General features: G+C 65.4%; 11 protein-coding genes and 1 pseudogene. 9 read left to right on the forward strand and 3 right to left on the reverse strand.

From position 1 onward, the window contains the following. Nucleotides 1-144: 144 nt before the first annotated feature. The 3 genes and pseudogenes from ACSKB9_RS25535 to greA all read left to right on the forward strand — a co-directional run bounded on the left by ACSKB9_RS25535 (nt 145) and on the right by greA (nt 5,026). Nucleotides 145-1,321 (forward strand): annotated as a pseudogene (locus ACSKB9_RS25535) (efflux RND transporter periplasmic adaptor subunit). Beyond that, nucleotides 1,318-4,464: an efflux RND transporter permease subunit gene (locus ACSKB9_RS25540; RefSeq protein ID WP_438076553.1), complete on the forward strand. Its 3,147-nt coding sequence runs from the start codon at nt 1,318-1,320 to the stop codon at nt 4,462-4,464. Before ACSKB9_RS25535 ends, ACSKB9_RS25540 begins: the two are co-directional and overlap by 4 nt. Nucleotides 4,465-4,543: 79 nt before the next feature. Next, nucleotides 4,544-5,026, forward strand: a complete 483-nt coding sequence (greA, locus tag ACSKB9_RS25545; RefSeq protein WP_438076555.1) for a transcription elongation factor GreA — start codon at nt 4,544-4,546, stop codon at nt 5,024-5,026. A 114-nt stretch (nt 5,027-5,140) separates the two neighbouring features. Here greA and ACSKB9_RS25550 read toward each other — a convergent pair whose 3' ends face one another. Beyond that, nucleotides 5,141-5,779, reverse strand: a complete 639-nt coding sequence (locus tag ACSKB9_RS25550) for a GntR family transcriptional regulator (protein ID WP_438076557.1) — start codon at nt 5,777-5,779, stop codon at nt 5,141-5,143. A 131-nt stretch (nt 5,780-5,910) separates the two neighbouring features. Here ACSKB9_RS25550 and bioB point away from each other — a divergent pair, with 131 nt between their 5' ends. The 4 genes from bioB to ACSKB9_RS25570 all read left to right on the forward strand — a co-directional run bounded on the left by bioB (nt 5,911) and on the right by ACSKB9_RS25570 (nt 10,010). Beyond that, complete coding sequence (gene bioB, locus ACSKB9_RS25555) at nt 5,911-6,906, forward strand: biotin synthase BioB (RefSeq protein WP_438076559.1); 996 nt, start codon at nt 5,911-5,913, stop codon at nt 6,904-6,906. A gap of 61 nt (nt 6,907-6,967) precedes the next feature. Continuing rightward, the gene (locus ACSKB9_RS25560; protein ID WP_438076561.1) at nt 6,968-8,122 is read left to right on the forward strand and encodes an 8-amino-7-oxononanoate synthase; all 1,155 of its coding nucleotides are present in this window, start codon (nt 6,968-6,970) and stop codon (nt 8,120-8,122) included. After that, nucleotides 8,119-8,751, forward strand: a complete 633-nt coding sequence (bioD, locus tag ACSKB9_RS25565) for a dethiobiotin synthase (RefSeq protein ID WP_438076563.1) — start codon at nt 8,119-8,121, stop codon at nt 8,749-8,751. The genes ACSKB9_RS25560 and bioD overlap by 4 nt, the downstream gene beginning before the upstream one ends. Continuing rightward, nucleotides 8,748-10,010: an adenosylmethionine--8-amino-7-oxononanoate transaminase gene (locus ACSKB9_RS25570; RefSeq protein ID WP_438076565.1), complete on the forward strand. Its 1,263-nt coding sequence runs from the start codon at nt 8,748-8,750 to the stop codon at nt 10,008-10,010. The genes bioD and ACSKB9_RS25570 overlap by 4 nt, the downstream gene beginning before the upstream one ends. 115 nt (nt 10,011-10,125) lie before the next feature. Here the strand turns inward: ACSKB9_RS25570 and ACSKB9_RS25575 are convergent, their stop codons facing one another. Beyond that, entirely contained in the window at nt 10,126-11,367 is a 1,242-nt protein-coding gene (locus ACSKB9_RS25575; RefSeq protein ID WP_438076567.1) for a hypothetical protein, read from the reverse strand. A 298-nt stretch (nt 11,368-11,665) separates the two neighbouring features. On the opposite strand from ACSKB9_RS25575, the gene ACSKB9_RS25580 reads away from it, so the two are divergent. After that, nucleotides 11,666-12,310 (forward strand): MFS transporter, encoded by a 645-nt coding sequence (locus ACSKB9_RS25580; protein ID WP_438076569.1) that lies wholly within the window; start codon nt 11,666-11,668, stop codon nt 12,308-12,310. Continuing rightward, entirely contained in the window at nt 12,264-13,076 is an 813-nt protein-coding gene (locus ACSKB9_RS25585; RefSeq protein ID WP_438076571.1) for an MFS transporter, read from the forward strand. The genes ACSKB9_RS25580 and ACSKB9_RS25585 overlap by 47 nt, the downstream gene beginning before the upstream one ends. Here ACSKB9_RS25585 and ACSKB9_RS25590 read toward each other — a convergent pair. Beyond that, the gene (locus ACSKB9_RS25590) at nt 13,073-13,975 is read right to left on the reverse strand and encodes a LysR family transcriptional regulator (RefSeq protein WP_438076573.1); all 903 of its coding nucleotides are present in this window, start codon (nt 13,973-13,975) and stop codon (nt 13,073-13,075) included. The two genes, ACSKB9_RS25585 and ACSKB9_RS25590, sit on opposite strands and share 4 nt — an antisense overlap. Nucleotides 13,976-14,001 lie beyond the last annotated feature (26 nt).

Genomic DNA, 14,001 nt, shown 5'->3' on the forward strand with positions numbered 1-14,001 from the left:
TGCCCATCCTGACCTTCGGGTCTGAGGGAACTCGACGTCATATCCGTCTCGTAGCGTCTGTTGGTAGCCGAAGGGTTGGACTGCATGAGTGGTACGGAACGCATGCTCGGTGGCTTGGCAGGGCTTCTCGTATCGGCGGGACTAATGGCGGCGGGAGTATCGGCGGCCCATGCCCAGGCGGGGCCGCCCGGGCCTCCTGCTGTGGGCGTGTTCGAGGCGGTAAAGCGGCCGATCACCGAAACCAATGAGTTTCTGGGACGCATCGAGGCCCCCAACCGCGTCAACGTGGTGGCGCGCGTGACGGCGTTTCTGGACAAGCGGAACTTCGTCGAGGGCGCCGAGGTCAAGGCCGGTGATCTCTTGTATCAACTCGAGCGCGGTCCGTTCGAGGCCGATCTCGCATCGAAGAAGGCGCAGGTCGCCCAATTGCAGGCGACGCTGGTCAACGCCAAGCTGACCACCGATCGCGCCAAGGCTTTGATGGGCGGCCCGGCCGGCCAGCAATCCAATGTTGATGCGGCGGTCGCCAACCAGCAGAGCCTCGAGGCACAGGTGCAGGCTGCGCAGGCGCAGGTCGACCTGTCCCAGATCAATCTCGACTACACCATGATCCACTCGCCGATCGACGGCAGGATCGGACGCACCGCGGTCACCGAGGGCAACGTCGTGACGCCGAGCTCGGGAATCCTGACGACCATCGTCAGCCAGGACCCGATGTATGTCACCTTTCCCGTGCCGGTGCGCGAGGCGCTCGATCTGCGCGATCGTTATGCGACGCGCGGCGGCTTCAAAGCCGTCGTCATCCGCCTGCGGTTGCCGGACGGCCGGCTCTACGACAAGACCGGCGAGCTGAACTTCGTCAACAACACGATCGCGCAGAACACCGATACCATCTCCCTGCGCGGCGTCATCCCCAACCCGTCAACCTACACCTCCGTCGCGGCCGGCGGCTCGGTCCGCGAACTCACCGACAACGAGTTCGTGACCGTTCTCCTCGAAGGCGTGCCAGCCGGTCGAGGTGCTCGCGATCCCGCGTTCGGCGGTGCTGTCGGACCAGCAGGGCGAATATGTTTATGTCGTCGGCACGGACAACAAGGCCGAGCAAAGGCGGATCCAGCTTGGGCAATCGACCGCAACGATTGCGGCGGTGACGAGCGGCATCTCGCTCGGCGACAAGGTCGTCGTCGAGGGGTTGCAGAAGGTCAAGCCGGGTGAGGTGGTGGCGCCGGGGCCCGTCAGCGCGCTGATCCAGTCGAGCATGAAGGTTTCGGCGGAAGGCGGCGCGAGCGGTGCGCCGAAATCGACGGGCAATAACCCATGATTTCTGCCGTCTTCGTCGATCGTCCGCGGCTTGCGATCGTCATCGCGTTCGTGATCACGATCGCGGGCGCGCTGGCGCTGATGCAGATTCCGGTCGCGCAGTTCCCGGACATCGTGCCGCCGCAGGTCACGGTCTCCGCCGTGTTCCCCGGCGCATCGGCTGAAGTGGTGGAATCGAGCGTCGCCCAGCCGCTGGAAGCGCAGGTCGTGGGCGTCGACAAGATGCTCTACATGAAGTCGACCAGCGGCAATGACGGCAGCTACACGCTGACGGTCTCGTTCGCGCTCGGCACCGATCCTGATATCAACACCGTCAACGTCAACAACCGCGTGCAGAGTGCGCTCGCGCAATTGCCGACCGAGGTGCAGGCGCAGGGCCTGACCGTGCAGAAGAAATCCTCGGCGGTGCTGCAATTCATCGTGCTGTACAGCAAGAGCGGTGATCAGGATCCGCTGTTCATCACCAACTACGCCATCATCAACGTGCTGGACGCGATCTCGCGCACGCCTGGTGTCGGACAGGCCTCGCTGTTCGCGAAGTTGAACTATTCGATGCGGATCTGGTTCGACACCCAGCGCCTGACCAGCCTCAATCTCGCGCCGTCGGACGTGATCGCCGCGATCCGGGCGCAAAGCGTGCAGGCGCCGGTCGGCCGCATCGGGGCGCGTCCGATCAGCAATGACCAGCAGTTCCAGTTCAACGTGCAGACGCAGGGCCGCCTGACGACATCCAAGCAGTTCGGCGACATCGTGCTGCGGGCCAATCCGGATGGATCGGTGCTGCGGATCAGGGACGTTGCCCGCGTCGAGATCGGCGCGCAGAACATGGATTCGGAGTCGCGGATCGACGGCAATCCCGGCGTGCCGATGGGCATCTATCTCGCGCCCGGCGCCAATGCGGTGACCACGGCCAAGGCGGTGCAGGCCACGCTTGCGCGGCTGTCGGAGCGGTTTCCGCCGGGGCTGACCTATCTCGTGCAGTACGATTCCACCACCTTCGTCTCCGATACGATCAAGGAGGTGATGAAGACGCTCGGCGAGGCCTTCGTGCTCGTCGTGATCGTGGTGTTCCTGTTCCTCGGCAATCTGCGCGCCACGGTGATCCCCGCGGTCGCGGTTCCGGTCAGCCTGATCGGTGCCTTCGCGGTGCTGTTGGCGCTCGGCTATTCCGCCAATACGGTCTCGCTGCTGGCGATGGTGCTGGCGATCGGCATCGTGGTCGACGACGCCATCGTCGTGGTCGAGAACGTCGAGCGCGTCATGGAGGAGGAGCCCGAGCTGTCGCCGGCCGACGCCACCAAGAAGGCGATGGCGCAGATCACGGCGCCGATCATCGCGATCTCGCTGGTGCTGCTCTCGGTGTTCGTGCCGATCGCGTTCATCCCGGGCATTTCCGGCACGCTGTTCCGCCAGTTCGCGGTGACGATCAGCGCCGCGATGGTGATCTCGGCGCTGAATGCGCTGACCTTGTCGCCGGCACTGTGCGCCGTGTTCCTGCGCCACGGCGGGCCGCGCCGCGGCATCATGGGACGGGTGCTCGGCAGCATCGACTGGGTGCGCGACCGCTACGCCGGCGTGGTGCAACGGCTGGTTCGTGTGGCGGTGCTGTCGCTGGTCGCGGTGCTGGTGTTTGCCGGCGCGGTGTTCGGCGTGTCGAAGATCACGCCGACCGGCTTCCTGCCCGAGGAGGATCAGGGCGCCTTCTTCATCGCGGTGCAATTGCCCGACGGCGCGTCGGTGGCACGCACCAGCGAGGTCACCAAGCAGGTCGAGGCGCTGTTGAAGAAGAATCCGGCGATCGACCATGTGCTGTCGATCATCGGTTTCTCGCTGCTCGACGGTGCCAGCGAGCCGAATTCGGCATTCATGGTGGCGCGCATGAAGGCGTTCGCCGATCGCAAGGCTGTCACCGACTCGGTGCAGGCTGCGATCGGGCAGACCTTCGTCGGGGGATCGCAGATCCGTCAGGCCTCGGTGCTGCCATTCAACTTGCCGCCGATCATCGGGCTTTCGACCTCCGGCGGGTTCGAATATCAGCTCGAGGCGCTGGAAGGGCAGGATCCGGCTTCGCTCAGCAGCGTGATGGGTGGGCTGATCGGCGCGGCGAACCGCAATCCAAATCTGGCCCGCGTGTTCTCGACCTTCACCGCGACCAACCCGTCCGTCTTTCTCGATATCGATCGCGCCAAGGCGCAGGCGCTCGGCCTCAACATGGCCGACGTCTTCACCGCGCTGCAGGCCACGCTCGGCGGCATCTACGTCAACAATTTCAACCTGTTTGGCCGCACCTGGCAGGTCAATGTACAGGGCGACGCGGCCAACCGCCGCGACATCCCCGACATCTGGCAGATCTATGTGCGCAACAGCGGCGGCGAGATGGTGCCGATCCGCTCGATCGCAAGCCTGCGCATCGTGACCGGACCGCAGGTGATCACGCGCTACAACAATTATCGTTCGGTCACCGTGAACGGCAGCCCGGCGGCGGGCGTGTCCTCGGGCACCGCGATCGCGACGATGGCCGACCTCTCCAAGTCGACGCTGCCTTCCGGCTATTCCTACGAGTGGACCGGCACGGCCTATCAGGAGCAGGCGGCCTCCGGCCAGACCGGCATCATCCTCGGGCTCGCGGTGCTGTTTGCCTATCTGTTCCTGGTCGCGCTGTATGAGAGCTGGACGATCCCGATTCCCGTACTGCTGTCGGTCACGGTCGGCGTGTTCGGTTCCTATCTTGCGATCAAGCTCGCGGGTCTCAACCTCGATCTCTACGGCCAGATCGGCCTCGTGGTGCTGATCGCGCTCGCCGCCAAGAACGGCATCCTGATCGTCGAGTTCGCCAAGGAGCAGCGCGAGGCCGGCAAGCCGATCGCGGAAGCCGCGACGATGGGCGCGCAAATGCGCTTCCGCGCCGTCATGATGACATCAATTGCCTTCATCCTCGGCCTGGTGCCGCTGGTGGTCGCGACCGGTGCCGCGGAAATCAGCCGCCGTGCGGTCGGCACCGCAGTGTTCGGCGGCATGCTCGCCGCAAGCTCGGTCGGCATCTTCCTGGTGCCGATGCTGTTCGTCACCTTCCAGGGCTGGCGCGAGGATGTAAAGAACCGCTTCGGCAGACGGAGCAAGGCGGAACAGCCTGCCTCGCATTAGATCCTGCCTAATCCCTTCGCGCATTAGGGAGGCGCGTGGGGCGGGTCTATGCTGCTGGCCTCATCGATGGAGTTCTGGATTGAGCGTTGCCTTCACCAAGGAAGAAAGTGCCGAGTCCGCGTCCGAAACGCTGTTGCCGGACCGCCCCATTTCGCCGCATCCCAACCTGGTGACCGAAGCAGGACGCAAGGCGCTGGAGCGTGAGCTCCAGGCGGCACGCGAGGCCCTTGAGGCCGCCCAACAGCTCGACGACGTCAACGAACGGCGGCGGCAGTCGGCGGTTCCGTTGCGCGACGCGCGCTATCTCACGGAGCGGCTCCGCACCGCGCAGGTCGTGCCTGACCCTGCTTCCACCGAAACTGTTGCCTTCGGCAGCACGGTAACTTTCAGCCGCGCCGACGGGCGGGTGCAGACCTATCGCATTGTCGGCGAGGACGAAGCCGATCCAAAGGCAGGCTCGATTTCCTTCGTCTCGCCGGTGGCGAGGTCGCTGATGGGCAAAGCCCTGGGCGACGTCGCAGGCTCGGGCGATCAGGAACTGGAGATCGTCGCGATCGCTTAGAGAGTGATGGGATTAGATGTCGGCCGCAAAGACGGCCTGCTCCCTCCCCCGCAAGCGGGAGAGGTGCAGCAAATCCTCCTCTGGACCGATTCCGCTCAAGCCCATCGCGCTTGATCACGCCGCCGGCAGGGCAAGCCGCTCGATGGTTTGAATATGCCGCGCCAGCAGGCTGCAGGCCTGTTCGATGTTGCGTGCGCGTAGCGCCTGCAGGATCACGCGATGATCCTGGCTCGGCCGCGGCCGCCAGCCGGCGTTGCGCGCCATCGCGAACACCAGTCGCGAATTCGCAAGCTGCAGGCCGTCGAGGCTGGCAAGCAGCCGCGGCATCGCGCACGGCGCCACCAGCGCATGATGAAAGGCGCGATTGGCCATCTCGAAATCCTGCACCGTCTCGGCATTGTCGCCCTCGATCATGGCGAGCTCGATCCGTGCCAGATGCGCCGATGTGAGCCTGGGAGCGGCGTTGCGCAACGCGACCACCTCGAGCGCGGCGCGCATCTCGGCGATTTCCTTCACCGACCTGGTGTCGAGCGGCGCGACCCGCACCCCGCGTCGCGGCACCGCAACAACGAGATGCTGCGCCTCCAATTGCCTGAACGCCTCGCGCACCGGGACGTGGCTCGAATGGAATTCGCGCGCGACATGGTCCTGCCGCAGCGGCGCGTCCGGCAGCAATTCGCCGCTGATGATGCGCTCGCCGATCGCTTCGGCGATGCGCCCCGCCGTGGTCGTGTTCGCGCCTCCGTTAGTCATAGATTATCTATCATAAAAACGGGTGCGCGCGCGTTCGGGCTCGGCTAGCATCGTTCTAAGTCCACATATCATAGATAATATGTGATATGTGAGATTATCTATGATCTACAGCAAACGAGAAAGCAAGCCCTATGGTTGATGTCGTGGAAATCGAACGGACCGACAGCCGCACCAGCGCAGCGCCCCGCAAAACCTGGGACCGTGCCGAGGCTGAAGCGCTCTATGACCTGCCGTTCGCGGATCTGATGTTTCAGGCGCAAGGTGTGCATCGCGCCAACTTCAATCCGAACCATGTCGAAACCGCGAGCCTGCTCAGCATCAAGACCGGCGGCTGCCCGGAAGACTGCGGCTACTGCTCGCAAAGCGCGCATTACGACACCGGCTTGAAGGCCACCCGCCTGATGCCGCGGGATGAAGTTGTCGCGGTCGCGCAGCGCGCCAAGGATGCCGGCGCAACCCGCTTCTGCATGGCCGCGGCCTGGCGCAGTCCGAAGGACCGCGATCTCGATCAGGTCTGCGACATGGTCAGCGCGGTGAAGGGCCTCGGCATGGAAACCTGCGTCACGCTCGGCATGCTGACGCCAAAGCAGGCCGAGCGTCTCTCCGACGCCGGCCTCGATTTCTACAACCACAACGTCGACACCTCGCCCGAGTTCTACGACAAGATCATCACCACCCGCACCCTGCAGGATCGCATCGATACGCTCGCGCATGTGCGCGACGCCGGCATCAAGGTCTGCTGCGGCGGCATTATCGGCATGGGTGAACAGGTCGATGACCGGCTCGGCATGCTGATGCTGCTTGCCAATCTTCCCAGCCATCCGGAGAGCGTGCCGATCAATCTGTGGAACGAGGTCAAGGGCGTTCCGGTCAACGACACCGCGGAACGGCCCGATCCGATCGCGCTGGTGCGTCTGGTTGCCACTGCGCGGATCATGATGCCGAAGAGCGTGGTGCGGCTGTCGGCCGGACGGCAATACATGACCGACGAGCTGCAGGCGATGTGCTTCCTCGCCGGCGCGAATTCGATCTTCATCGGCGATGTGCTGCTGACCACCAGGAACCCGCAGCGCGATCGCGACGCCGATCTGCTGGACCGGCTCGGCATCAACTCCGCCCTCGCCTGAGCGCAGCTCCGGCACGCGCGCGGCGGGATTCGCCGCGACCAACTACAAATCTGAGAGAAGCATGAGCGCAATCCATGCGGCCAAGGTCGCTGATTACGCCGCGGCCTTGCACGCCCTGAGCAAGGACGATCGGCTGCGCGGTCTCAAGCCGCGCGCGGGCATCGATTTCGTCTCGAACGACTATCTGGCGCTCGCGAACGCGCCGCGCATCAAGAATGCGGTCTCGGCCGCGCTCGAGGCCGGCACACCGATCGGCGCCGGTGGGTCGCGGCTGCTGCGCGGCAATTGCGAGGAGCACGAACGGCTAGAGGCCGAAGCCGCCGCGTTCTTTGGAGCCGAGACGGCGCTGTTCTTCGGCGGCGGCTATGTCGCCAATTTCGCCGTGCTGACGACGCTGCCGCAGCGCGGCGATCTCCTGGTGCTCGATTCTCTCGTGCACGCCAGCATCCATGAAGGCGCGCGGGCCGGCCGGGCCGAATTCCGGATCAGCGCGCACAATGATCCCCAGTCGGTCGAAGACACCATTCGCGGCTGGCGCGCCGAGGGCGGCACGGGCCGGGTCTGGATCGTGGTCGAAAGCGTCTACAGCATGGATGGCGATGTCGCGCCGCTTGACGACCTCGTCGCCATCGCGGACCGGCACGACGCGTTCCTGATGGTGGACGAGGCGCACGGCACCGGCGTCTATGGCGAGCAGGGGCGTGGACTGACGGCGTCCTATGAGGGGCGCGAGAACCTCGTGATCGTTCATACCTGCGGCAAGGCGCTGGGCGCCGCCGGCGCGCTGGTCACCGCTTCGACCGTGCTGCGCGACTTCATGGTCAATCGCTGCCGCCCGTTCATCTTCGCCACTGCACCGTCGCCACTTGTGGCCGTCGCCGTGCGCGAGGCGCTGCTGATCCTGCAGCAGGAGCCCGTGCATCAGCAGCGCCTGGCAAAACTGGTCGCGTTCACGCATCGCGAGCTCGACCTGCGCGGTTGGCGCAGCCCGTCGCGCTCGCAGATCGTGCCCTATATCGTCGGCGACAATGCGCGTGCGATGCAGCTGGCGTCTGCGCTGCAGGCGCGCGGCTTCGATATCAGAGGCATCAGGCCGCCGACCGTGCCGGCAGGCTCTGCCCGGTTGCGGATTGCGCTGACCCTTAATGTCGATGAGGACGACGTGCGCGCGCTGCTCGACGCGCTGGTCGACGAGACCAAAGGCTGGTCGCGATGACGAGCCGGATCGTGATCACCGGCACCGATACCGGGATCGGGAAGACGATGTTCTCCGCGGGCCTCGCCGGCTTCCTCGGCGCGCGCTACTGGAAGCCGGTTCAGGCCGGCCTCGAGGAGGAAACCGATGCCCAACTGGTGGCGCGGCTTGGCGGGCTTCCGGCGGATCGCATCGTGCCGGAGCGTTACCGGCTTCGAACGCCGGCTTCGCCGCATCGGTCTGCCGCACTCGACGGCGTGCGCATCGACGCTGCCGCGCTCGGCGTGCCCGATGCCGGGGACCGTCCGCTGGTGATCGAGGGCGCCGGCGGGCTGATGGTGCCTCTCGACGGCAACACGCTCTATATCGATATCTTCGCGCGATGGCGCCTTCCGGTCGTGCTGTGCGCCCGCACCGCGCTCGGCACCATCAATCACTCGCTGTTGTCGGTCGAGGCGCTGCGCACGCGCGGGATCGACATTCACGGGATCGCATTCATCGGCGAGAGCAATCCCGAGAGCGAGCGCGCGATCTGCGAGATCGGGCAGGTGCGCCGGCTAGGCCGGTTGCCCTGGCTTGCTCCGCTTGCGGCAGACACGCTGCAGGCAGCGTTCAAGGCGTCGTTCCGGCGGGAAGATTTCAATCCATGACATCCGCTCGGAAGTCGCCGATCTGGCACCCGTTCACCCAGCACGCGCTGCACGGCGAGATGACGAGGATCGTGCGTGGGGAGGGCGCCTATCTCTACACCGCGGATGATCGCCGCATCATCGATGCGATCGCATCCTGGTGGGTCGTGACCCACGGCCATTGCCATCCGCACATCGTACGCGCGATCCAGGACCAGGCGGAGCAGCTCAACCAGATCATCTTCGCGGGCCATACCCACGATCCGGCCGAGCAGGTCGCCGCGCAGCTGTTGAAGCTGGCGCCCGATGGGCTCGATTACGTGTTCTTCTCCGACTCTCGCTCAACCAGCGTCGAGGTGGCGCTGAAGATGGCGCTCGGCTACTGGCACAATATCGGCGCGACGCGCACGCAGATCATCGTAATGGAAAACTCCTACCATGGCGACACGGTCGGAACGATGTCGGTCGGCGCGCGCGGCGTCTTCAACAAGGCTTACGAGCCGCTGCTGTTCGACGTCGCGTCGATCCCGTTTCCGGCGGCCGGCCATGAGCAGGCGACGCTCGATGCGCTCGAGGCCGCGTGCAACGCGGAAACCGCGGCCGCGTTCATTGTCGAGCCGCTGATCCTGGGCGCCGGCGGGATGCTGATGTATCCGCCCTGGGTGTTGAAGGAAATGAAGCGGATCTGCGAAGCCCACGATGTGCTGCTCATTGCCGACGAGGTGATGACCGGCTGGGGCCGCACCGGCACATTGTTCGCGTGCGAGCAGGCCGACATCGCGCCGGATATCGCCTGCTATTCGAAGGGCCTCACCGGCGGTTCGCTGCCGCTCGCGGTGACGCTGTGCCGTGCGGAGATCTACGACGCGCATTATTCCAGCGATCGTTCGCGCACCTTCTTCCATTCCAGCTCCTACACGGCGAATCCGATCGCCTGCGCCGCTGCAAAAGCAAACCTCGAGCTCTGGCAACACGGCGCGGGCGCGCACACAGCCGTGGTGGCTGCGATGCAGGAGCGCCTGATCGCCGCGTTCCACGCCGACGCGCGCTTCGAGAACGTCCGCCGCACCGGGACCATCACCGCACTTGATCTGAAGGCAAGCGATGCGGGCTATCTCGCCGGCATCGGCCCAAAGCTTCAGGCCTTCTTCGAACGCCGCAATTTGCTGCTGCGGCCGCTCGGCAACACGATCTACGTCATGCCGCCCTACTGCGTCACAGAGGCGGATCTCGAGGAGATCTACGACGGGATCAGCTGTGCGGCTGAAGCGCTGGCTTGACGACGCGCTTCGCGCCCAAAAGTCCACGAGTGATGGTTGCATCGCGCGCCGTTTTGCCCGCGGTCGGCTCTCATGCGAAATCGGCGTGCCCTTGCAGGCACGCCGATCAGCCGGATCATTGGTGCTGGTGTGGCGCCGGACGCGGCCTCGACGCTTGACGCGGCGCAGCATGAGGCCGCGGAGCCGGCTGTGACACATGCGGCGCCGCGGATCGGGGCGGCGGAGGACGGTGCACGGCCGCCTGCGCGACGCGCGGCGCTGGCGGATGCGCGACCGGGCGTGCCGGAGGCGGCGCATGTTGTGCGAACTGCGGCTGGGGTGCATGCGCGGCCGGCGCGCCGACATGCGGCGCCGGTGCGGGATGGTTGCTTGAGGCGGGCTGAGCGTGTGCTGTCGGCAGAGCATGCCCCGTCGGCAGCGCGTGCGCTGTCGGTAGAGCATGGCCCGCCGGCGGAGCGCTTCCTGTCGGAGGAGCGTGTGCCGTCGGCAAGGCGTTTCCTGCCGGCAGGGCGTGCGTTGCCGGCAAAGCGTTTCCGCTCGGCAGGGCATGTCCTGGCGGCACGGCATTTCCCGTGGGCGGGGCGTGTCCTGCCGTGGGTTGCGCATGCCGGGGCGGCGGCGCTGCGATCGGCTTGCCCGGGCGCGCGGCCACCACGCCGGCGCCGCTGAACCGTGCTGCGTGCGCGGTCGCGGCGACCGCCGGATGACCATGGTTGTTGGCGAGCGTCAGCGCCGGATTCTTCATCGCCGCTTCCGCGTGTCGCGTCTGCTCGCCGGTCGCGGCCACGTGGTGCCCGCTCTGGGCCGCGAGCTGCTGCGGCGTCGGCTTCACCGTGGTGCCGCCGGTGCCGCCGTTGTAGCTGACGTTGGTCGTGTTGTTGACGACGGTCTTGTTGTAGACGTTGGTGACCGAGACGTTCGACATGTTGTTGACGGAACTGTTGTAGAAGAAGCTGCCGCCGCGCCAGTAGCCGCCCTCATAGCCGACGCCGGTGTAGCCGAAGCCATAAGAGATGCCGCCGTAGAAGCCGACGGTCGCGCCCCAATATCCGGCGTGGAAGGCGTAGGCGCCGTCGCTCCAGCCCCAATAGCCGGGTGTCCACAGCAATTCAGGCGCCGGCGGAAGCACCCATGTGCCGGGTACCCAGTAGTAACCAGTGTCGTCGTTCCATGCCCAATAGCCCGGAGTCCAGATGTAGCCGGGCGCGGGGATCGGCGGCTGGACATAGACCGGCAATGGCGGCGGCGCCGCATCGACGGTGATGCCGACGGCAAGCTGCGCGCGCGCAGCGTGTGGCGGTGAAAGACAGCAGAGGCTGAGAGCCAGGGCGAAAGGCAGTCCGGCGATGCGGCGCATTGCACATACTCCAATCTTCTTCCCCCAGCGTTGGAGTCGAATAGTGGCGGCGACATGAACCCGTTGTGAATGTTTGTGCTGACACCGTGATTTCGAGATCGAGCAACGGCGGGATCGTTAACGACGACGAATGCAAGTCAGCTCGGTGTCAGGATGGAACGCAATCACGCGGTCTCGTCAGCTTCATCACTGCGCCAAATAGTCGAATTTTCGATTTGAATTGGACGACGCCCCCCTGCGCGTCATCAATCGGTGCCCGGAGCACCCGGCTGCCAAAGGCCGGGCAGGGAGGTTTGGCATGGCGCGATCCGCCGACATCGACATCAACGCGGGCGCGCGCCTCGACAGGCTACCGATCTGCGGATTCCACTGGCGCATCCTGGCCCTTATCGGGGCCGGCATGTTCCTCGACGCGTTCGATATCTATCTGGCCGGCGGCGTGCTGGGCGCCGTGCTCAAGGAAGGATGGTCGACGCTCGAGCTCAACGCCGCATTCGTCTCCGCGACTTTTGTCGGGATGACGATCGGCGCGTGGTTCTCCGGTATCCTCGGCGACCGCTTCGGTCGCCGCTTCTCCTACCAGATGAACCTCGCGATCTTTGGCCTCGCCTCGATCGCCGCGGCCTTCGCGCCGAACATGATTGTCCTGATCGGCCTGCGTTTCATCATCGGCATTGGCCTCGGCGCGGAGATCGTGGTCGGCTATGCGACGTTGACGGAATTCGTGCCGGCTTCCTCGCGTGGGCGCTGGATCGGACTGCTGGCGGTGATCACCAATTTCTCGCTGTTCGTCTCGTCGATGGTTGGCCTGTGGGTGATCCCGACGCTTGGATGGCGCTACATGTTCGGCCTTGTCGGTTGTCTTGCAATGGTCGTCTCGGATTCTGCGCAAGTCGATGCCGGAATCGCCGCGCTGGCTCGCCGCCAATGGACGCGCCGATGAAGCCGAGAAGATCCTGTCGGCGATCGAAGCCGAGGCCGCGCGCAAGGCGACACTGCCTGCCGTCGCTGGCCGCGGGCCGGCGCAGGAGTCTCCCGGCGCGGTCTGGCGTCTGTTTCAGCCTCCGTATCTCGCGCGCACGCTGCTCGGCAGCCTGTTGCACATTGTCGTCGGCTTCAGCCTCTACGGGTTCATCGGCTGGCTGCCGACCTTCATGGTCAAGGGCGGCCACAGCGTGGTTTCCTCGCTGGGCTACACCACGGTGATGGCGCTGGGCGGCCCGGTCGGATCGCTGATCGGGCTCGTGCTGGCGGACCGGCTCGGACGCAGGCTGTCGATCGTCTGTTCGTCGATTGCGGCAGCGGCGCTCGGTATCGCCTATCCATACATGCCGGATGGTGTTGCGCTCGCGGGTGTGGGCTTCCTGCTGATCACGGCGATCTACATGATGCTGGCGACCGGGTTCGCGATGCACGTCCCCGAACTGTATCCGACGCGGTATCGGCTTCGCGGCACGGCGATCTGCGCCACATCCGGACGCATCGCGACCGCGCTGGTTCAATACGTCGTGGTTGCGATCTTCGCCTGGCAGGGGCCGACCGGCGTGCTGACGACCCTGGCCGGCATCCTCGTCTTCCAGGCCGTGGTCTTCCTCGTGTTCGGTTTCGAGACCAAGGGGCGCTCTTTAGAGGACGCATCGGCCGTCACGGACGCCGAGGCAGCACGTCAATCGCCCATGGCGCGGAGGCCGGCGGACCTCGGCGCCTAGTTCAGGTCGGAGCACGCCGCCCTGATCCGGTCGCGGAGCCAGCCGTTGGCGTTGCTCTGATCGTATCTGCGGTGCCAGTACAACATCCAGTCGAACGGCGCGGACTCGAACGGCAGTTCCTCCATCCTCAGATCGTCGTCCATCAGCACGGTCGCGAGGTGCCTCGGCATCACCGCGAGCAGATCGGTCTTCTTCAAGACGTGAGGCACGACCAGCCAATGCGGCACGTTCAGGGCAATGCGTCTTCGATGGCCGCGTTCGGCGAGCACGTCGTCGACGAAGCGAAGATCGGTCGGGCTCATCGAGACCTTCATGTGCTCCTGCGCGATGAAGCGCTCAAAGGTCAGCCGTGCGCGCTTGATCTGGTGTCCGCGTCGCATCAGGCAGACCATGCGGTCTCGCAGCAGCGTTTCCGAACGGATCGATGCGGAATGCTCGAGCCCCATGCTCACCGCGACGTCGATCTCGTCCCGCTCGAGCGCATCGATCGTCAGGGCGGGCGGCAGATGGATCGTGTTGTAGGAGATCCGCCCCTCCGGCGGCCGCGCTGCGGCGAGTCGCGGCAGCAGCAGGCACGCGAGAATGTCCGACATCCTGATCGTGAAGGTGCGTTCGGTCCGGTCTGGATCGAAGCCGGCGTCGCTCGCCATCACGCGCTCGACCTGGCGCAGAACCTGGCGCAGCGGCTCCGCCAGTTCGGTGGCGCGGGGCGTCGGCTTCATCCCGGTTGTGGTCCGCACCAGGAGTTCGTCCTTAAACATCGCGCGCAGCCGGTTAAGCGCATTGCTCATCGCGGGTTGGCTGAGGCCGACGCAGTCTGCCGCCTTGGTGACGTGACGCTCGGTCAGCAATGCGTCCAGCGCGACGAGCAGATTGAGGTCGATGGATCGAAGGTTCATCCATCATTCATATCGTGAATGACGAG

The organism is Bradyrhizobium sp. BR 1433, assembly GCF_051547665.1.
GTDB lineage: Bacteria > Pseudomonadota > Alphaproteobacteria > Rhizobiales > Xanthobacteraceae > Bradyrhizobium > Bradyrhizobium australafricanum.

What these genes read in the sequence shown, in the direction of transcription:
- bioB (WP_438076559.1), top strand. Translation starts at nt 5,911, where the DNA reads ATGGTTGATGTCGTGGAAATCGAACGGACCGACAGCCGCACCAGCGCA.
- ACSKB9_RS25590 (WP_438076573.1), bottom strand. Translation starts at nt 13,975, where the DNA reads ATGAACCTTCGATCCATCGACCTCAATCTGCTCGTCGCGCTGGACGCA.
- ACSKB9_RS25540 (WP_438076553.1), top strand. Translation starts at nt 1,318, where the DNA reads ATGATTTCTGCCGTCTTCGTCGATCGTCCGCGGCTTGCGATCGTCATC.
- ACSKB9_RS25580 (WP_438076569.1), top strand. Translation starts at nt 11,666, where the DNA reads ATGGCGCGATCCGCCGACATCGACATCAACGCGGGCGCGCGCCTCGAC.
- ACSKB9_RS25560 (WP_438076561.1), top strand. Translation starts at nt 6,968, where the DNA reads ATGAGCGCAATCCATGCGGCCAAGGTCGCTGATTACGCCGCGGCCTTG.
- ACSKB9_RS25575 (WP_438076567.1), bottom strand. Translation starts at nt 11,367, where the DNA reads ATGCGCCGCATCGCCGGACTGCCTTTCGCCCTGGCTCTCAGCCTCTGC.
- bioD (WP_438076563.1), top strand. Translation starts at nt 8,119, where the DNA reads ATGACGAGCCGGATCGTGATCACCGGCACCGATACCGGGATCGGGAAG.
- ACSKB9_RS25570 (WP_438076565.1), top strand. Translation starts at nt 8,748, where the DNA reads ATGACATCCGCTCGGAAGTCGCCGATCTGGCACCCGTTCACCCAGCAC.
- ACSKB9_RS25585 (WP_438076571.1), top strand. Translation starts at nt 12,264, where the DNA reads ATGCCGGAATCGCCGCGCTGGCTCGCCGCCAATGGACGCGCCGATGAA.
- ACSKB9_RS25550 (WP_438076557.1), bottom strand. Translation starts at nt 5,779, where the DNA reads ATGACTAACGGAGGCGCGAACACGACCACGGCGGGGCGCATCGCCGAA.